Origin of the sequence: Streptomyces sp. OR43 (genome assembly GCF_008042275.1) — a bacterium.
Classification (GTDB): Bacteria; Actinomycetota; Actinomycetes; order Streptomycetales; family Streptomycetaceae; genus Streptomyces.
Map to the genome: position 1 here is coordinate 45,101 of NZ_RDBK01000022.1, position 19,270 is coordinate 64,370.

The 19,270-nt window shown below is 68.8% G+C and carries 18 protein-coding genes; 14 read left to right on the forward strand and 4 right to left on the reverse strand.

Features of this window, described 5'->3' with window-relative positions; translation table 11 throughout:
- Window positions 1-12: 12 nt before the first annotated feature.
- The 4 genes from EAO72_RS10000 to EAO72_RS10015 all read right to left on the reverse strand — a co-directional run bounded on the left by EAO72_RS10000 (window position 13) and on the right by EAO72_RS10015 (window position 3,485).
- Window positions 13-1,227, reverse strand: a complete 1,215-nt coding sequence (locus EAO72_RS10000) for an acyl-CoA dehydrogenase family protein (RefSeq protein WP_148016899.1) — start codon at window positions 1,225-1,227, stop codon at window positions 13-15.
- Window positions 1,228-1,232: 5 nt separating this feature from the next.
- A complete protein-coding gene (locus EAO72_RS10005; RefSeq protein ID WP_148016900.1) occupies window positions 1,233-1,706 on the reverse strand; it encodes an SCP2 sterol-binding domain-containing protein in 474 nt (157 codons plus the stop codon).
- Window positions 1,707-1,793: 87 nt separating this feature from the next.
- Window positions 1,794-2,057 carry a hypothetical protein gene (locus tag EAO72_RS10010; RefSeq protein ID WP_148016901.1) on the reverse strand — a complete coding sequence of 88 codons (264 nt, stop codon included), beginning with the start codon at window positions 2,055-2,057 and terminating at the stop codon, window positions 1,794-1,796.
- A gap of 213 nt (window positions 2,058-2,270) precedes the next feature.
- Window positions 2,271-3,485, reverse strand: coding sequence for a PucR family transcriptional regulator (locus EAO72_RS10015; protein WP_148016902.1), 1,215 nt, complete (start codon window positions 3,483-3,485; stop codon window positions 2,271-2,273).
- 1,022 nt (window positions 3,486-4,507) lie between these two features.
- On the opposite strand from EAO72_RS10015, the gene EAO72_RS10020 reads away from it, so the two are divergent.
- From EAO72_RS10020 to EAO72_RS10085, 14 genes are all read left to right on the forward strand, one after another.
- Window positions 4,508-5,140: a hypothetical protein gene (locus EAO72_RS10020; protein WP_148016903.1), complete on the forward strand. Its 633-nt coding sequence runs from the start codon at window positions 4,508-4,510 to the stop codon at window positions 5,138-5,140.
- Window positions 5,141-5,241: 101 nt separating this feature from the next.
- Window positions 5,242-6,789 (forward strand): DUF6801 domain-containing protein, encoded by a 1,548-nt coding sequence (locus EAO72_RS10025; RefSeq protein ID WP_148016904.1) that lies wholly within the window; start codon window positions 5,242-5,244, stop codon window positions 6,787-6,789.
- 77 nt (window positions 6,790-6,866) lie between these two features.
- Window positions 6,867-7,817, forward strand: coding sequence for a hypothetical protein (locus tag EAO72_RS10030; RefSeq protein WP_148016905.1), 951 nt, complete (start codon window positions 6,867-6,869; stop codon window positions 7,815-7,817).
- A gap of 610 nt (window positions 7,818-8,427) precedes the next feature.
- Window positions 8,428-9,426 carry an ABC transporter ATP-binding protein gene (locus EAO72_RS10035; protein WP_148016906.1) on the forward strand — a complete coding sequence of 333 codons (999 nt, stop codon included), beginning with the start codon at window positions 8,428-8,430 and terminating at the stop codon, window positions 9,424-9,426.
- Window positions 9,423-10,289: an MlaE family ABC transporter permease gene (locus EAO72_RS10040; RefSeq protein ID WP_148016907.1), complete on the forward strand. Its 867-nt coding sequence runs from the start codon at window positions 9,423-9,425 to the stop codon at window positions 10,287-10,289. Before EAO72_RS10035 ends, EAO72_RS10040 begins: the two co-directional genes overlap by 4 nt.
- 3 nt (window positions 10,290-10,292) lie before the next feature.
- Window positions 10,293-11,096, forward strand: a complete 804-nt coding sequence (locus EAO72_RS10045; RefSeq protein ID WP_148016908.1) for an MlaE family ABC transporter permease — start codon at window positions 10,293-10,295, stop codon at window positions 11,094-11,096.
- Window positions 11,096-12,430 (forward strand): MCE family protein, encoded by a 1,335-nt coding sequence (locus EAO72_RS10050; RefSeq protein ID WP_148016909.1) that lies wholly within the window; start codon window positions 11,096-11,098, stop codon window positions 12,428-12,430. Before EAO72_RS10045 ends, EAO72_RS10050 begins: the two co-directional genes overlap by 1 nt.
- Entirely contained in the window at window positions 12,427-13,458 is a 1,032-nt protein-coding gene (locus EAO72_RS10055; RefSeq protein ID WP_148016910.1) for an MCE family protein, read from the forward strand. The genes EAO72_RS10050 and EAO72_RS10055 overlap by 4 nt, the downstream gene beginning before the upstream one ends.
- Window positions 13,455-14,474 carry an MCE family protein gene (locus EAO72_RS10060; RefSeq protein WP_148016911.1) on the forward strand — a complete coding sequence of 340 codons (1,020 nt, stop codon included), beginning with the start codon at window positions 13,455-13,457 and terminating at the stop codon, window positions 14,472-14,474. Before EAO72_RS10055 ends, EAO72_RS10060 begins: the two co-directional genes overlap by 4 nt.
- A 1-nt stretch (window position 14,475) precedes the next feature.
- A complete protein-coding gene (locus EAO72_RS10065) occupies window positions 14,476-15,591 on the forward strand; it encodes an MCE family protein (protein WP_148016912.1) in 1,116 nt (371 codons plus the stop codon).
- A complete protein-coding gene (locus EAO72_RS10070; protein WP_148016913.1) occupies window positions 15,588-16,793 on the forward strand; it encodes an MCE family protein in 1,206 nt (401 codons plus the stop codon). Before EAO72_RS10065 ends, EAO72_RS10070 begins: the two co-directional genes overlap by 4 nt.
- Window positions 16,793-18,055: an MCE family protein gene (locus EAO72_RS10075; RefSeq protein WP_148016914.1), complete on the forward strand. Its 1,263-nt coding sequence runs from the start codon at window positions 16,793-16,795 to the stop codon at window positions 18,053-18,055. The genes EAO72_RS10070 and EAO72_RS10075 overlap by 1 nt, the downstream gene beginning before the upstream one ends.
- On the forward strand, window positions 18,052-18,573 hold the full coding sequence (locus tag EAO72_RS10080) for a hypothetical protein (RefSeq protein ID WP_148016915.1): 522 nt from the start codon (window positions 18,052-18,054) through the stop codon (window positions 18,571-18,573). Before EAO72_RS10075 ends, EAO72_RS10080 begins: the two co-directional genes overlap by 4 nt.
- Window positions 18,570-19,232, forward strand: coding sequence for a hypothetical protein (locus EAO72_RS10085; RefSeq protein WP_148016916.1), 663 nt, complete (start codon window positions 18,570-18,572; stop codon window positions 19,230-19,232). Before EAO72_RS10080 ends, EAO72_RS10085 begins: the two co-directional genes overlap by 4 nt.
- Window positions 19,233-19,270 lie beyond the last annotated feature (38 nt).

Consider the following 19,270-nt stretch of genomic DNA (forward strand, 5'->3'; position numbering starts at 1 on the left):
CATGGCCCCGCGTCAGCGGATGTGGCGCCCCGAGATCGCCCGCGCGATGACCAGGCGCTGGATCTCGCTGGTCCCCTCGAAGATCGTGTAGATCTTGGCGTCGCGGTACATCCGCTCCACCGGATGCTCGCGGCTGTACCCGGCGCCCCCGAGGATCTGGACGGCCTTCTCCGTGGCGGACACCGCGAGTTCGCCCGCGCGCAGCTTGGACATGGAGCCCTGGCCCGCGTCGAAGGTCCGGTCGTTGCGGGCCATCCACGCGGCCTGCCAGATCAGCAGCCGTACGGACTCGATCTCCGTACGGATGTCGGCCAGCGCGAACGCGATCGACTGGTTCTCGATGATGGGCCGGCCGAACGCCTCGCGCTGTCCGGCGTACTCCAGCGCGTACTCGTAGGCCGCGCGTGCGATGCCCAGCGCCTGTGCGGCGACGGTCGGGCGGCTGACCTCGAAGGTCGCCATCGCCGCCTGGCCCTTGGCGGTGCCGCCCTCGCGGGCGCGGGCCAGCCGGGCGTCCAGCTTCTCCTTGCCGCCCAGCAGACAGTGGCCGGGCACCCGTACGCCGTCGAGGAAGACATCCGCCGTGTGCGAGGCACGCAGCCCCAGCTTCTTGATGGTGCGGCTCGCCTCCAGGCCCTTCGTCGCGGGGGGCACGATGAACGCGGCCTGTCCGCGGGCGCCGAGCGACGGGTCGACCGAGGCGACGACGACATGGATCCCCGCGATCCCGCCGTTGGTGATCCACGCCTTCTGGCCCGAGAGCACCCACTCGTCCTTGGCCTCGTCGTAACGGGCCTTCGTGGCCATCGCGGAGACGTCGGACCCGGCCTGCGGTTCGGAGACGCAGAACGCCGCGACCTTCGGGTCGTCCTCGTCGCCGTAGCACTGGGGGACCCACTCGGCGAGCTGGTCGGGTGTGCCGGAGGCGAAGATTCCGGCGACGGCGAGGGAGGTGCCGAACAGGGCCATCCCGATGCCGGCGTCGCCCCAGAACAGTTCCTCGTTGGCTATCTGGAGGGAGAGCCCTGTGGGGTCGCCGTACATGTCGGCCAGCGACTCGAATCCGTACAGGCCGATCCGGGCCGCCTCCTGGATGACGGGCCAGGGCGTCTCCTCGCGGGCGTCCCATTCGGCGGCCGCCGGGCGCACCACCTGGGCGGCGAAGCCGTGCACCCAGTTGCGCAGGTCCTGCTGTTCCTCGGTGAGGGCGAGGGAGAAGTAGCTCATCGGCCTCAGGCCTTCGGGATGTCGAAGTAGCGGGTGAGGCCCGAGGCGAGGCCGACATCGCCGGCCACCTTCAGCTTGCGCATCATGAACATCGTCACGGGGTTGCCGTTGCCGGAGACCAGCTTGAGGAACTCCGCGTCGGCCATCACCAGCGTCGTGCGCGGTTCGGCGTCGGAGCGGCCCTCGCTGACCGTGCAGGCGCCGTCCGCGATCGCGGTCTCGTAGACCGTGTCGGTGTCACCCGTGATCTTCCAGCGGATCAGCGCCTTGAGCTGTCCCGCCGCCTCCGGGCGGAACTGCTGCTTCATCCGGCCGAAGACCTCGCCGAGCACCCGGGTGCGCAGTTCGCCGTGCATGACCTCGCCGAGCTGCTTGGCGGACAGGCCCTTCACGATGCGCGCGAACTCCTGCGGGGAGACGGCCGCGAAGTCGAGGGCCGTCAGTTCGTCGGTGAGGTTGCCGCTGCTGTTGTCGGCCACGCCAGTTCCTTACTCTGGAGTAAACTTACTTCCGAGTAAGGTAAGGGCATGGCGCCGCCTCCGCAAGACGGAGGTACTGCGAGGGAGTCACCAGGAGCTGCCGGGGCGCACCGCCAGCCGGGGATGGTGGGCGGAGAGCACCTTGTTGGCGCGGGCCAGTTCCGACAGCGCCTGCTCCCGGTCGGCCTGGTCCTCGATGTCGAGCCGCGGGCCGCGGAAGCTGCGGACCTCGCGCGCCGCGCACTCCGCGTCGAACTCCGCCTCCAGGATGTGCGCCGGGATGCAGGAGCCGATCAGCGCCGCGATGCGGTCCGGAATCGGTACGGGGACGAGCAGGTGCGAGGCGGTCATGGGGGTTCCCTCTCGAATGGTGGCCAGGAGGTCGGACGTTGCGCCGCCGGGTGGGCGGACGACTCCTCCATATGTACGGGACGCAGTTCCGGGTTTCTCGTTGAGAACGTCTCCGTGTGGCAACCGTTCGCGACTGACCGGCTATTTCCGCTTACCCATAAGTAAGTTGACCCGCTGCGCCGTACCGGCCCCCGGCCCGTACGGCCCGGCTGGTCAGAGGGGGACGTTCTCGCTGCGTGACCGGAGCTGGAGCGCGCGCAGCACCGCCTCCGTGGAGAACCGGCTTTCGGGATCGGTGAGTTGTTCACCGAATATCGTCTCCAGATTGCGCATGCGGTAGCGCACGGTCTGCGGGTGCACATCGAGCAGGGCGCCCATGTGGGCGGCTGTGCCACGGGTGTCGAGCCAGATGCGCAAGGTCTCGACCAGCCGGTCCCGCCGGGTGGCGGTGATGCCCGCGATCGGGGCGAGCTCCCGCTGTGCGAGCTGCTCGAGCAGCGCGGGGTCGGACAGCAGCCAGAGCGTGACCAGGTGGTTCTCGCAGAGTACGAGTGGAGCGTCGTCGATGACGCCGCTGTCGATGAGTTCCAGCACCCGGCGGGCCCAGCGGATGGAGTCGGACGCCTGTGCCGTGGGAACGGTGGGGCCGATCGCGACCCGGGTGCCGATCAGGGCCCGCTCGAGCATCTGTCTGCGTGCCTCGTCGAGCGGTCCCGGTATCAGCAGGTGTGGTTGCGGGCTGCTGAGGTCGACCAGCATGTCGCGGTCCGCGTCGACGCGGTCGAGCCCGGCGGGGGCCCGCGCGGCGACCAGGGTGACCTGTTCGGGCAAGGGCCAGCCGGTCTGTTCGCAGAGCTCGGCGATGGCGGTGCGCGGTACCGGCCGACCGGCGAGGATGAGATGGAGCAGGCGCCGGCGCGTGGCCTCGCTCTGTTCGCCCGACTGGGACTGGACCTCGAGGAAGCCCTCCCGTGACAGCGACTCCAGTTCGTCGACATAGGCGAAGAGCGCGTCGGCGAAGCTGAGCATGAGCGCGGGCGAGAAGCTGTAGCTCCGGCCGACCTTCTTCGCCCGGCGCAGCGCCACCCGGGCGCCGAGGCGGTAGGCCCCCTGCAGCGCCTCCATGCTCCGGCCCTCGTAGGCCTCGAACCGGCCGAAGCGGCGGCACATGTCGTCGCGCAGGCTGGTGGACGTGGAGGGCTCCGCGACGAGGTCGACGAAGGAGGCGAGGCTCTGCTCCACGCCGACCCGTAACGCCTGTCCGTTGGGGCCGTCGAGCAGACGCGCGTACACCGGATACGCCCGGGTCACCTCGACGCCTATTTCCTTGATGAGACTGGGAAGTTCGGGCCGCATGATTGCGGCGAACTCCTGCGGGAGAGGGCCCAGCGGATCGTCGGCGTCGGACGGATGAATGCGGTGCGGCATGACTTTCCCCTTGCTCTCCGGCGCCCGGTGGGGGTGAGGCAGTGGGGGAAAGCGCTCCCACGAACCGACAGGTGCGTACCAAGTTCGCGATGAAGATAGACCAAGTCGGGCATCGTGCACACCACTTGAACAAGATCGAAGTGCAGGGGCCACACATCCTGGCCGGGTTGTGGTACTTCCGTGCAGGTGGGGCGCGAATGCTCACTTCAAGACAATGTTTTCCGGCCGTTTACTCCTCTCACGACAATTATGTAACCCTGGGTAATGGGGAAATTGGGCGGGCTCGGCCCGATTCGTTGCCGACTGTTCCGGGAGTCGGGAATCGCCATGCCTCCGGAGGGTTTCCGGGGAGGGGGTGCGGCAGGTGTCCTGTACCGTTCGGAACCGCCGTGTGCACAGGGATTTCCGGCGTCCAGGCATGGGGGCGTCGCGCGCCGGAAGAGTTGTCGGAGGCGCGCATTCCGAATATGCGCGCCCGTTCGGCCTCCGGCGCACCGAGCTTACTGTCCGTCACCGGACCGGGCTCGGTGGCCCGAAGCCGGCGCGGGCCCTGGCGGCCCGCCGCCGGGTTGCCGGCTCCTCGCGCATCTCGCGGTGCCGTGCGGGCGGAACGCATGTGCCGGGCCCGCGCGGATTCGGCACGGGGGCGGTTCCGCCTCGCCCGACCAGTGATGCGCGAGCCCCTGGCCGCACGAAACGGCGGGGTGTGCGGGTATGTGCCGGCTCGGGTGGCCGGGGTCGGCCCCCGCCCGTGGCCGGGAAACTGCGCAGTAAGTGCTAAGCCGTTCACCTGAATTAGTGACCTGCGGACGAGGAAAAAATCTCTTACGGAGAATCTTGACCAGCAGGATTGTGCTCAAAGTTTCCCGCAAGTAACGTCCCGGCCTGTCACAGAACGTGTGTGGCTGAACAGGGCACGGCCCTCACGCAACACGGTTCATCCCGCACTTCCTGCCTCGGCGCAGGATTCCCGGTGCGTCCCCACAACAGTGCATCCGCATTGTCGAATCGGAGGAACTACTGTGCACAACTCCCTCAGAAGGCTCGTGGTCGCGACAGGCGCCACCGTCGGTGCTGTCGTTCTCGCCGCCCCCGCGGCAACGGCCGGCGCCACGGCCGTGTGGACTGTCGGTCCCTCGTCGCCCGAGACATTCTCGGCCACCGCCACCAGCGCGGTGCTCACCCTCAACAGCATCCCGATGACCTGTTCGGGGTCCGCTGCCTCCGGCACGCTGACCTCGGCGAGCGGCACGACGAACGTCCAGGTGGGCACCATCGCCCCGCTGACGTTCAGCGGCTGCACCAGCCCGTTCGGCACCGTGACGCCGACCACCAACACCTCGCCGGCGTGGCGCCTGGTGGCCAACACCTACAGCGGTGGGGTCACCAGCGGCTACATCGACGGTGTCCAGGCCACCATCAAGGTGCTCACCTGCACCTTCACGGTGACGGGCCGGGTCGCGGCGACCTACACCAACTCCACCGGCAAGCTGGCGGTCTCGAACAACGCCACCTACAAGCTGTCCGTCGCGACGATCAGCGCCAGCGGCTGCAGCGGTATCGCCAAGGTCGGTGACGTCCCGACGTTCACCTCCTCCTACGGGGCGGTCACCCCGGCCGGCGGCACGACCAAGCCGACCATCGTCTACAGCTGATCCGGCCACCGCACGATCCGGCCGGAACGGGTCCGCGCGGCGGGGAGCTCCCCGCCGCGCGAGCCGCCGCCCGGTCCGTCCGAAGGGAGACACCGTCAGTGATGCCCCTCCTCGCGCCGGGAGTCCGGCGCCGAACCACGGCACGCGGCGCCGTCGTGGCGACCGCGGTGCTTCTGGGCGGGATGCTGCCCGGAGCCCAGGCGACGGCCGGGGATCACGAGATCGACGCCCACCTCGTGTACACCTGCGACTTCGCCTCGGGCAAGCAGCAGGTCCAGGTGGGTGTCACCGCGACGGTGCCCGACTCCGCCAAGGCCGGCGAGAGGATCACTCCCACCGACGTCGTGACGGAAGTGACCCTTCCGGACGCCGTGGTCAGGGAACTGGCCGGGGCGGGCGCGGTCACGCTGAGCGCCGAGACCCGGCTCACCACCCGGGTCGGGCAGCAGGGCCACCGTACGGAGACCGAGTGGCTCGGCACGACCGGCACCGCTGTGCCGGTTCCCGCCTCGGGGCCGCTGACCCTGAGTTCGGCCGGAGAGGTCCCCTTCGTCCGGCCTCTGGCAGCGGGCGACCTCACGTTCGACGCCCTCGGGCTCGTGGGTGTGCTGACGCCCAGAAAGGCCGACGGAACCGCGGTGGAACCTGCGGCCACGGCGGCCGGCGGAACCGCCGTCGAACCGGCCGCCACGCCACTCGCCTGCACCCCCGGGGCCGACCAGCCGACCGGTCTGGGAAAGGTGCGGATCACGGGCGGGGAAACAGAGATCACACCGGAGCCCACCTGGCCCGGTGACACCGGGAGCGGGAAGGCCGAGGCCAGGCCGAAGGACCTTGCCGCGCCCGAGGCCGGCGCACGCAAGGAGCCGTCGGCCGCGGCCGAAGCGGCGCCTCCCTGCGTGGGTGACCCGAACGACGGGCTCAACATGGTCGCCTACGTCACCGGCTACGCCGACGTGACGAAACTCAGGAGCGCGACCAAGTTCCCGCTGGCCTGCGCGCAGATCACCCAGGGGGAGACCCGTCCCGACTTCTCCGAGCCCGGCTTCCTCCACATGTACCAGGACTCCGCGGTGGTACTGGACTACCAGGGCAAGGCACAGCTCCCGCCGGCCTCGGGGACGTTCCTGACCTTCGGCTTCATGCCGACCACGGCAGTCATGGAGATGACCCAGATACCGCCGAAGGCCGGGCCCGACGGCATCCTCGTCCCCAACATCAAGTCCGACATCGCGATCAACCTCTCGGACAACTCCAGCAAGAACATCACGGTCATCACGATGGACTTCATGCTGCGGCTGCGTGATGTCGAGGTCAACGGCGTACCGATGGACGTCGGGAACTCGTGCCGTACGAGCAAGCCCTTCCGGCTGACGCTGGAGGGGCGGATGACCATGACGCCGGAGGGTGTCATCGACGGGTACACCCTGGTCAGCGGTGGTGTGCTGACCGGTTCGGTCACCATCCCGTCGTTCAGCGGATGCGGTACCGCCGGTGAGGACCTCGACAGTCTGTTCACGGCGTCCATCTCCGGCGAGTCCGGCTACGTCAAGCAGACCCAGGGAGCCCCGTGCGCGACCGTGAGCGCCGACCCCGTGTACTGCACGCCCGAGGGGCAACCGGTCAGCGTACCCGTCGCGGAGCGCTGAACCGGATCGCCCCAGCAGGTCCCCTATCGCACCGCGTCCGGCATTCCACACTGATGCGCGAAACGAATCGAGGAACAATGAGACCTGTCCAGAAGAGCTGGCGAACCGGCCTCCTCGCGGCCGCGGCCACCGCGGCACTGGTCGTACCGGTGATCGCCTCGCCCGCCGGTGCGGCAGCGGCGGTACCTCAGCTCAACGGGAACTGGGCGCCGTTCAACCGGTGTCCGGTGGACGATCCCGCCATGCTGGCCACGGACGGCGACTCCGAGATCGCCCTGTGCGTGGCCTCGACGTCCCCGAGCGGCACGATCAAGCTCGGCAACACCACCGCGACGACCGGGGCGACCAATCTCCAGTTCGGGGTGGTCCAGCACCCGGCCGAGGGCACCTACAGCGTCGTGCCGCCGGCCGCCGGGTCCATCATCAGTGACCGGACCACCATTCCCGGCGGTCTGATCGGGCTGATGTGTCCGAGCGACATCCCGTTCGTGACGTCCATCTGCAACCAGATCACCAACGGCACGCTGAACAAGGTCACGGCCACGGTCGAGTCGGCGGGAGCGCCGAAGGACTTCGACCTGGTGGCGGGACTCAGTTCCGGACCGATCGTCTCCCTGCCGATCAGGATCCACCTGGAGAACCCGTTCCTCGGCTCGGGCTGCTACCTCGGCTCGTCCTCCAACCCGATCGTGCTGCACCCGGGCAACCTCAGTCAGCCGGAGCTCGGCGTGACGCTGTTCGACCCCAACGGGGCGACCAACCCGGAGGGTTCGCTGATCCAGTTCGCCCTGACCGGCGCTTCCCAGGGTGACAGCACCTTCTCCGTACCCAAGTCCAGCGGCTGTGGGCTGGCAGGCCTCCTCAACGGCGTGCTCGACCTCAAGACCGGGCTGCCCGCGGGGTCCGGAAAGAACAACCTGGTACTGAACAACGCCTCGACGTACACCGTCGGCCTGACCGCGCCCGGCGCCGTCGTCCCCGACGCCGGAAAGATTCTTTCCGACAACTGGCATTCCGCTGTGAAGTAGCCCATTCCCTTCCGGGCCGGCCGAAGCGGATTTGTCACTTCGTGCGTGCCCCATGCCGTCCCGTGTTCGCGCCCGCCCCGGTCAGGTCACTCCTGGCCGGGGCGGGCTGCGTCCTGCCCAGGGACGGCGAAGGTCTTCCGGTCGGCGCGGCAGGCCCTCCGGAAACAACTCACATCCGGACAGGTTTCGAAAGCCGGTTACTCACTGCGGGACAAGAAATCAGCACCCGGAGATACCGGTCGAGAAAGTTCATGAACCAGTATTGCGAACTCAGGTTACCGGGCCGTAGCGTCCGCACTGAGGGGGGCGACAGCCGTCTTGTCCGAAAGGCGTGGGACCCGGGCTCCTGGCAGCCCCGGGCCCCCGGTCCGAACACCGGGGTCATGTGCGCAGATTCTGACAAGCCCACCGGGTGGGATTGTCAATCAGTGACAAGTGGCCCCAGCTGAGCCATCGATTCACCGATTTCCGCTGCTCAACGGCTTGTCCTGGCGGTTTCGGCGGACATAACGTGCGCCTCCTGATGCATGTGTGACGAGCTGCCATTGGATTTCTCAGAGCCGGAGTGCTGACTGATGACTTCGTTCACCGACACGTCGAGGGAGGGCCGATGGGAATCGAAGTAGTCGTGGAAGGCCTGACGAAATCCTTCGGAAAGCAGAACATCTGGCAGGACGTCAGCCTCACTCTCCCGGCCGGCGAGGTGAGCGTCATGCTCGGCCCGTCGGGAACGGGAAAGACTGTCTTCCTTAAATCCATCATCGGTCTGCTCAAGCCCGAACAGGGCCGCGTCCTCGTCAATGGCGTCGACATGGTGAACGGTTCCGAGCGGGACATCATGGAAGCCCGCAAGCTATTCGGTCTCATGTTCCAGGACGGTGCGCTCTTCGGCTCGATGTCGCTCTTCGACAACATCGCGTTCCCGCTCCGGGAGCACACCCGTAAGAAGGAATCCGAGATCCGCCGCATCGTGATGGAGCGGATCGACGTCGTGGGTCTGCTGGGCGCCGAGGACAAACTGCCCGGTGAGATCTCGGGAGGTATGCGCAAGCGCGCCGGCCTGGCCCGGGCGCTCGTCCTGGACCCGCAGATCATCCTGTGCGACGAGCCCGACTCGGGACTCGACCCGGTCCGCACCGCGTTCATCTCGCAGCTGCTCGTCGACCTGAACGCCCAGATCGACGCGACGATGCTCATCGTCACCCACAACCTGGACATCGCCTCCACCGTGCCGGACAACATGGGGATGCTGTTCTGCCGCAACCTCGTCACCTTCGGGCCGCGCGAGGTGCTCCTCACCAGCGATCTGCCCGTGGTCAACCAGTTCCTGGCCGGGCGTTGCGAAGGCCCCATCGGCATGTCCGAGGAGAAGGACGCCGCGACCCTCGCCGCCGAGGAGCTGAACGGCTACGGGCAGGGCATCAGTTCGGCCAACGCCCCGCGCACCGTCGTCCCGCAGCTGGAGCCCTCGCCGGGCCTCCCGGTGCGCCAGGGCGCCCTGCGCCGCAGGGAGCGGGTCATGTCGATGCTGGGGCAGCTGCCGGAGGCGGCCCGCACCGCCATCCTCAACAGCTACAGCCCGGCAGCCGCGGGCGGTGGGCGCCCATGACGGCCCCCATGCCGGTGATACCCCCGGGGCCGCCGGGGGACCGGCCCCCGGCGGCGGCGCCGCTCCCGAAGAAGGCGGTCGAGGCCCCGCGCCCCAGCAAGGCCCTCGCCCCCCTGCGTGAGACCGGCCGGCTGTTCGCGCTCGCCGGGACCGTGTGCCGGGAGACCTTCCGACGGCCCTTCCAGCTACGGGAGTTCATCGAGCAGTTCTGGTTCGTCGCCAGTGTCACGATCCTGCCCGCCGCCCTCGTCTCCATCCCGTTCGGCGCGGTCATCGCCCTCCAGGTCGGCTCGCTGACCCAGCAGCTCGGCGCCCAGTCCTTCACCGGCGGCGCCAGCGTCCTCGCCGTCATCCAGCAGGCCAGCCCGATCATCGTGGCGCTGCTGGTCTCGGGCGCCGCGGGCTCGGCCATCTGCGCCGACCTCGGATCGCGCAAGATCCGCGAGGAGCTCGACGCGATGGAGGTCATGGGCGTCTCGCCCGTACAGCGCCTCGTCGTGCCGCGCGTGCTGGCCACCATGCTCGTCGCCGTCCTGCTGAACGGCCTCGTCTCCGTCGTCGGCACACTCGGCGGCTACTTCTTCAACGTGATCATGCAGGACGGCACCCCGGGCGCCTATCTCTCCAGCTTCTCCGCCCTGGCCCAGCTGCCCGATCTGTACGTCAGCGAGGTCAAGGCGCTGATCTTCGGCTTCATCGCCGGCATCGTCGCCGCCTACCGCGGACTGAATCCGCGCGGCGGGCCGAAGGGCGTGGGTGACGCGGTCAACCAGTCCGTCGTCATCACCTTCATGCTGCTGTTCTTCGTGAACATGGTCCTTACGGCGATCTACCTCCAGATCGTCCCCGCGAAGGGGAGCTGACCGATGTCGATGCTCAGCTGGCTCGACCGATCGGGCGACCAACTCACCTTCTACGTAAGGGCGCTGGTCTGGATCCCGCGGACCCTGCGCCGCTACCTCAAGGAGGTGCAGCGGCTGCTCGCCGAGGTGGCCTTCGGCAGCGGCGGCCTCGGGGTCGTCGGCGGCACCATCGGCGTCATGATCGCGATGACCCTGGCCACCGGCACGGTCGTCGGGCTCCAGGGGTACGCGGCCCTCAACCAGATCGGCACCGCCGCCTTCACCGGCTTCATCTCGGCGTACTTCAACACCCGGGAGATCGCCCCGCTCGTCGCCGGCCTCGCTCTCTCCGCGACCGTCGGCGCCGGCTTCACCGCGCAGCTCGGCGCCATGCGGATCAACGAGGAGATCGACGGACTGGAGTCGATGGGCGTGCGCTCCATGCCCTACCTCGTCACCACCCGCATCATCGCCGGGGTCGTCGCGATCATCCCGCTGTACGCGATCGGGCTGCTCTCCTCGTACGTCGCCTCCCGCTACGTCACCGTCCTGTTCAACGGGCAGTCAGCGGGCACGTACGACCACTACTTCAATCTCTTCCTCTCCCCGCAGGACGTGCTGCTGTCGGTGCTCAAAGTGCTGATCTTCAGCGTGATGGTGATCCTCGCGCACTGCTACTACGGCTACCACGCCACCGGCGGACCCGCCGGCGTGGGCGTGGCCGTGGGCCGCTCGGTGCGCAACGCCATCGTGCTGATCAGCGTCACCGACTTCTTCCTCTCGCTCGCCATCTGGGGCGCCACGACAACCGTGAAGGTGGCCGGCTGATGACATCCCGGACCACAAGAAGCATCAGGAGCACCAGGGCCGCGAGGACCGCCGGCCGCAGAACGGCCGGGGTCGCGTTCTTCCTCGTGCCCGCCGTCCTCATCTGGGTCTCGGTCTCCGTGTACGAGAAGGACTTCGTCCATGACGCGACCGTCACCGTACAGACGTCGAGCGTGGGCAACGAGATGCACGACAACGCGGACGTGAAGCTGCGCGGTGTCGTCATCGGCCAGGTCCGCGACATCGCGGCCGACGGCGAGGGTGCCCGCCTCACCCTGGCGATCAAGCCGGACAAGCTCGACCGCATCCCGGCCGACGTCACCGCCCAGATGCTGCCCACCACGCTGTTCGGCGAACGGTTCGTGGCCCTCGTGCCGCCCGCCGTACCGTCCGCGCAGACACTGCGGGCCGGGGCCGTCATCCCGCAGGACCGCTCCAGCAACGCCCTCGAACTCGAAGAGGTCCTCGACAACGTCCTGCCCCTGCTGACCGCGGTGAAGCCGGAGAAGCTCTCGGCCACGCTCAACGCGGTCTCACAGGCGCTCCGGGGCCGCGGCGAGAAACTCGGCGACACCCTCGTCACGCTCGACGCCCACCTGCAGAAGTTCAACCCCCAACTCCCCACGCTCAACGAGGACATCAAGCAACTCGTCAAGGTGAGCGCGCTGTACGCGGACGCCGCCCCCGACGTCCTGGACGCGCTCACCGACTTCACCACCACCAGCGGAACCGTCGCCGAACAGCAGGCCGAACTCGCCGATCTGTACGGCTCCACCACCGCCTCCGCCCGGGACCTCACCGCGTTCCTGGAGAAGAACAAGGACAACCTCATCCGGCTCGCGACCTCGGGCAGGCCGACGCTGGAGACCCTCGCCAAGTACTCCTCGGAGTTCCCCTGCACGCTGCGCACCATCGCCGGGTTCGTGCCGGCCATGGACAAGGCGCTCGGCAAGGGCACCGATCAGCCGGGGCTCCACGTCACGCTCAAGACCGTGCCGTCGAAGGGGAAGTACGTGGCGGGCAGGGACACCCCGGTCTACCACGCGACCGGCGGACCGCACTGCTACTCCGTCCCCTATGTCGGCCAGAGCGTGCCGACCGCCGACGCCCGGACCGCCGCGGACGACACGAGCACCGCGGACCCGGAGACGACCGCCCCCGAAGAGGTACCCGCGGCCGACCCGTCCCTCGGTATGCCCAACTCCCCGCAGGAGAGCCGGCTCGTCAACGAACTGGTCGCTCCCTCACTGAAAGTCCGGCCGCAGGCCCTGCCCGAGTGGAGCAGCGTGCTCATCGGTCCGGCCTTCCGCGGTGTGGAGGTGAAGCTCAAGTGAAGCGCCGCTCCCTCGCGGGACCGCTCGCGAAATCGATCGTCTTCATCCTGGTGACGGTCCTCGCCACCACGGTGCTGGGTCTCTCCATCGCCAACACCGGTGTCGGCGACACCCGTTCGTACCGCGCCAGGTTCACCGACGCGACCGGACTCATCGTCGGCGACAGTGTCCGGATCGCCGGCGTCAAGGTCGGGCAGGTCGAGTCCGTCGAGGTCGCGGACCGGCGGCTCGCCGAGGTCCGCTTCAACGTCGAGAAGAGCCGGAAGCTGCCGGCGTCGGTGACCGCGTCGATCAAGTACCTCAACATGGTCGGCCAGCGCTACATCGACCTCGACCAGGGCGCGGGCCCCGTCGGCAAGAGCTTCACCGCGGGCGCCACCATCCCGCTCTCCCGTACGACTCCGGCCCTCGATCTCACCCAGCTCTTCAACGGCTTCCAGCCGCTCTTCGAAGGGCTCTCCCCGCCCGACATCAACCAGCTGGCCGGCTCCATCGTCCAGGTGCTCCAGGGCGAGGGCGGCACCGTCGACAGCATCCTCCAGCACGTCGGATCACTGACCGGCACAGTCGCCGCCAAGGACAAGGTGATCGGCGAGGTGATCAAGAACCTCAACACGGTCCTGAAGACCGTCAACGACCGCGAGGCCGGCTTCAACGACCTCGTCGACACCCTCCAGGCGCTCGTGACCGGATTCTCGGGCGACCGCAAGCCGCTCGGCGAGGCCGTCACCGCGATGGGAGCCCTGACCACGGTCACGGCCGACCTGTTCAAGGACGGGCGCGCGCCACTCAAGGAGGACATCAAGCAGCTCGGCCGGCTCTCCGACCGGCTCGGCGACAACTCGCCGAAGATCGAGAACTTCCTCCGGAAGACGCCGGCCAAGATGGAGGCGATCAGCCGCCTCGCCTCGTACGGCTCATGGCTCAACCTCTACCTCTGCGAAGCCAAGGTCAGCGGAGTGACGACCAGCGACGGCAGCACCCCGCCGACCGGCATCGAGATCACCCAGCCGAGGTGCCTGTCATGAGGATCAAGCCCGTACGCGACCGCAACCCCGTCGCCGTCAGCCTCGTCGGACTGCTCGTGCTCGCCCTCCTGGGATACGGGGCCTACCGCGCCGACTCCCTGCCCTTCATCGGCGACGGCACCACGTACAGCGCCGACTTCACCGAGTCCGCCGGACTCGACGAGGGCGACGAGGTGCGGATCGCCGGAGTCAAGGTCGGCAAGGTCACCGGGGTCTCCCTCGAAGGCGCCAAGGTCAAGGTCACCTTCAAGGTCAAGGACGCCTGGATCGGCAACGCCAGCACCGTCGGCATCGCCATCAAGACGCTCCTCGGCGACAAGTACCTCGCCGTGGACCCGCTCGGCGAGTCACCGCAGAACCCGGACGAGCGCATCACGGCCGGCCGCACCACCTCCCCGTACGACGTCACCCAGGCCTTCAACGGGCTCGGTGAGACCATCGAGGAGATCGACACCGCGCAGCTCGCCAAGAGCTTCGAGACGATCTCCGCCACGTTCAAGGACTCGCCGCCGAACGTGAAGAGTGCCGCCAAGGGGCTCTCCGCCCTCTCCAGGACGGTCTCCGAGCGTGACGCCCAGCTGGCGACCCTGCTCAAGGGCAGCAAGCAGCTCACCAAGACGCTGGCCAACAAGAAGAGCAGCTTCGAAACCCTCCTGGAGGACGGCAACCTGCTCCTCGGCGAGATCCAGGCCCGCCGCGACTCCATTCACCTGCTGCTCACCGGCACCCGCGACCTGGGCGTCCAGCTCACCGGTCTCGTCGCCGACAACAACAAGCAGCTGAAGCCCACGCTCAAGGCGCTGGGCCGGGTCACCGCGGTACTGAACAAGAATCGCAAGAGCCTCGACAAGGTGCTCGCGCTCTCCGGCTCGTACAACAGGCTCGTCGGCAACACCCTCGGCAACGGCCGCTGGTTCGACAACTACGTCTGTGGCGTCGTCCCGAAGAACTACCTGCCCGCCAACACTCCGCCGGCGACCGGATGCATGCCTCCCAAGCAGGAAGGCGGGAGCTGAGATGAGACTCACCCGCATCATCGGCATCGGGGCCGGCCTCGCGGTGGTCGCCGTCGCGGCCACCACCGGTGTGATGGCCATGGAGGAAGAGGGCACGACGACCGTCACCGCGTACTTCGACCAGGCGACCGGCGTCTACGCCGGATCCGACCTGCGGATCCTCGGCGTACAGGTCGGCACCGTCGAGTCGGTCGAGCCGCGCGGCAAGGACGTCAAGGTCGTCCTGCGCGTCGACAAGGGCATCCAGGTCCCCAAGGACGTGCACGCCGTCGTCGTCGCGCCCAGCCTCGTCGCCGACCGGTACGTGCAGCTCGCCCCCGCGTACACCGGGGGAGCGGTCCTCGCCGACGGAGCCGAACTGCCCGCCGAGAAGAACGCCACACCGGTCGAGGTGGACCAGCTCTACGAGTCCATCACCGAGATCTCCGCCGCGCTCGGTCCGGACGGGGCGAACGCGGAAGGGGCCTTCGCCGGTCTCCTGGACACCGGCGCGAAGAACCTCCGGGGCAACGGCAAGGACATCGGCGACTCCATCGAGCAGTTCGGCAAGGCGACGAAGACCCTCGACAGGAGCAGCGGGAACCTCTTCGACACGCTGGCCTACCTCCAGACGTTCACCACGATGCTGAAGGACAACGACAGCAACGTACGCACGGCCGAGGACCAGCTGAACTCCGTCACCGGCTTCCTCGCCGACGACAAGAAGAACCTCGGGGCCGCGCTCAAGGAACTCGGCACCGCCCTCGGCCAGGTCAAGACGTTCATCAAGGACAACCGGGGTGCGCTCAAGGAGAACGTCGACGCTCTGGTGCCGATCACGCAGACTCTCGTCGACCAGCGCGCCTCCCTGGCCGAATCGCTCGACACCCTGCCGCTGTCGGCGGGCAACGTCCTGAACGCGTACGACCCGGCCCATCGCACGCTCAACGGCCGGACCGACCTCAACGAGCTCAGCATGGGCGGTCCGCTCATCGCGCCGTCCCTCGGTATCGCGGGGCTCGCCCCGGTGGACGCCGAGCAGCAGGCGGCGCTGCCCGCCCTGCCCCTGCCGGCCGTGGGCACGGTCTACGGCACGACGCGGGAGAGCAAGAACGACAAGAAGGGGGCGAACCAGTGAGCCGGACCCTGCGCAGACCCGGCGCCCTCGCGACCACGGGCGCATCCACCCTCATCGCGTTCGGCCTCTGCTGCACGCTCCTCGTCACCGGATGCGGAGCCCCGAGCTTCTCCGGGATCGAGGACGTGCCGCTGCCCGGAGGCGCGGACCTCGGCGACCACCCGTACGAGATCACGGCGGACTTCGGGGACGTCCTCAGCCTCGCCCCCCAGTCCTCGGTCAAGGTCAACGACGTCGCCGTCGGCCGCGTCACCAAGATCTCCCTCGCCCCGGACACCTGGCAGGCCCGGGTCACCATGAAGGTCAACGGGAAGATCAAACTGCCCGCCAACGCCTACGCGCACCTGGAGCAGTCGAGCCTGCTGGGCGAGAAGTACATCCAGCTCTCGCCCCCCGCGAGCGGCACCGCCGTGGGCACGCTCGCCTCGGGCGACCGGATCCCGCTCACCCGGACCAACCGCAACCCGGAGGTCGAGGAGGTGTTCGGCGCCCTGTCGATGCTCCTCAACGGCGGCGGCATCGACCAGCTGAAGACCATCACCACCGAACTCAACAAGGCCCTGACCGGCCAGGAACCCCAGGTCCGGTCCATGCTCAGACGCGTCGACACGCTCGTCACCAACCTCGACGACCACCGCGGCGACATCACCGCGGCGCTCGACGGCGTCAACCGGCTCTCCACCACGCTCGCCACCCGCAAGCAGGACGTCGGCAAGGTACTCACGAAACTCAGCCCCGGGATGAAGGTCCTGGAGAAGCAGCGCGGCTCGCTCCTCACGATGCTGCGCTCCCTGGACACGCTCTCCACCGTCGCCGTCACCACGATCAACAAGAGCAAGGCGGACACCATCGCCGACCTGAAGGCCATCGCCCCCACCCTCAGGGCCCTGGCCGACTCCGGCAACGACCTGCCCGACTCCCTCCAGGTGCTGCTCACCTACCCGTTCACGGACGAGGTGCTGCGCGGCGTGAAGGGCGACTACCTCAACGTGTACCTGGACATGACGGCGGAACCCGGCACCCAGATCATTCCCGCCTACGAACCGGAGAAGACGCGGCCCCCGGCCGGGGCGAAGGCGGTCGGCGGCGCCGGACTGCCCCTGCCTCTTCCCGTGAGCTCGGCGCCCGCCACGTCGAAGCCCGGGGCTCCGGCCCCGGCGAATTCGGCCCCTGCGACTTCGGCCTCTGAGGGGAGCCACTGATGATCACCCTCGCCATCCGGCTGAAGAACATCGCGTTCCTGATCATCGCGGTGCTGGTGCTCGGCTATCTGGGCGTGCGCTACGCCGACCTCGGCCACTACGTCGGCATGCGCGACTACTACACGGTGAAGATGCAACTACCGCGCACGGGCGGCCTGTTCACCCACTCCAACGTCACCTACCGCGGCGTCTCCGTGGGCCGCGTCGGCCCCATCGAGCTCACCGACGACGGTGTGGAGGCCGAACTGCGGATCAAGAAGTCCGCGCCGTCCATCCCCGACGACCTGAAGGCCGTCGTGGCCAACCTCTCCGCGGTCGGCGAGCAGTACGTCGACCTGCGGCCGACCCGCACCGAGGGCCCCTTCCTCGCCAACGGCTCGGTCATCGACCAGGCCGAGACCACCGTCCCGGCTCCGGTGACGAACGTCCTCACCAGCGTCAACGACCTGGCCTCCTCGGTCGACCTGGAGTCGCTGCGCACCGTGGTCGACGAGTTCGGCACCGCGTTCTCCGGACGCGGCGACGACCTCCAGGTCCTCCTGGACACCGGCAGCGAGTTCGTCGAGGCGGCCGACGAGGCACTGCCCGTCAACACCAAGCTGATGGCCGACGGCAGGACCGTCCTGCGCACCCAGGTCGAACAGGGCGAGGCCCTCAAGGGCTTCGCCTCGGGCGCGAAGGAACTGGCCGCCCAGCTCAAGGGCTCGGACACCGACCTGCGCAAGCTGATCGCCGCCGGACCCGACGCGACCGGTCAGATCAGCGGGCTGCTGCGCGACCTCGACCCGAGCTTCGGGGTCGTCGTCGCCAACCTCCTCACCACGTCGGACGTCGCCGTCACCCGGCAGCGCGGACTGGAGGAACTCCTCGTGAAACTCCCCGCCGTCGCGGCGGCCGGTGCCAGCGCGGTCGACGAGGACGGTGCCCGGTTCGGGATGTCGCTCACCTTCTTCGAACCCCTGCCCTGCACCGCCGGCTACGGCGCCACGAAGTACCGCAACGGACTCGATCTCGCACCCGCGCCCGCGCTCAACACCAAGGCCCGCTGCGCCTCCTCGCCCGGCACCGGGATCAACGTCCGCGGCAGCGCGAACGCCCCGAAGGGCGGCGCCCTGCCGGCACCGGCGAAGCCCGGCACGCTGCTTCTCGACGACAGCACCGAGGACCGGCTGCCCGGGGTGCTCGGTGCCCCGGCGGACAGCGCACCCCCCGCCGGCGGAATGGCCGGACTGCTGGGCCTGGGACAGGAGGGCGGCGCATGACCTCCCGTACCCGCACCCTCAGCGGCTGGGCCGTTGTCCTCGTCGCCGCGCTCGTCTGCGCCCTCGGCGGCTGGTCGTACGCCCAGGCTCGCGGCGACGACGACCTGGCGTACGCCAAGAGCCGGGACGCGGCGCTGGCCGAAGGCAGGGTGGACCTGGCCCGGCTCAACAGCCTCGACGGCAAGGACGGCGCGAGCGTCGACGCCGGTCTCGCCGCCTGGCTCGACGCCTCCACCGGCCCGCTGCACGACCAGCTGAAGCGCACCCGCAAGAAGGACGCCGCCGAGCTGAAGAAGTCCGGCGCCACCGCACGCGGGAAGGTCACCGACGCGGCCCTCACCGAAGTCGACGAACGGACGGGTACCGCGTTGATGATCGCCACCGTCGACGTCGAGGTCAGCCCGCGTACCGGAAAGGCCGGCACCGAACGCAAACGGTTCGAGGCCACGCTCGTCCGGACCGGGGACGGCTGGAAGATCAAGGCGCTCACGGCGCTCGGCATAGGGGGCGGCGCATGAAGCCGGGGAGCGGGACCACGACGCAGGTCGTGACCGATGAGACGGATGCCGAGCGCGCGGCGGAAGGGCGCGTGCCGGAAACCGCCGAGCGCGCGAGCGACGGCGAGACCGGTGCCGCCGACGGTGCCTCCGGGGTTGACGAGACCGAAGCCGGGCCCTCCCGGCGGTGGCCCCGCGTGCTGGCCGGGCTGCTCGTCGTCGTTCTGCTGGCGGCCGGTGGCGCGTTCTACGTCGCGGGACGGCAACTCCGCGACACCCCCGCCACCTCGAACAAGGCGCTCACGGACAGCGCGGCCACCACCCAGGTCGCCGGCGATGTGACCAACGCGCTCGGCAAGGTCTTCTCCTACGGTCCCGGCGAGACCGCCGCCACGAAGGCCTCCGCACAGCAACTCCTGGCGGGCAAGGCCCTCCAGCAGTACGCGGCGCTCTTCGGTCAGGTCGAGAAGCAGGCCGCCGACCAGAAGCTCACCCTCACCACCCATGTCGTGCGCGCCGGGGTCACCCGGCTGACCCACGACAGCGCGCACCTCCTGGTCTTCATGGACCAGGTCTACGAACGCCGGGGCAAGGCCGCGAGCACCGCGGCGGCGCAGCTGTCCGTCACGGCCCAACTCCGGCAAGGCCGCTGGACGATCGTGGAGATCGACGCCCGATAGCGCGCCCCGACCGCACGACGTACGACCGCACCACACGG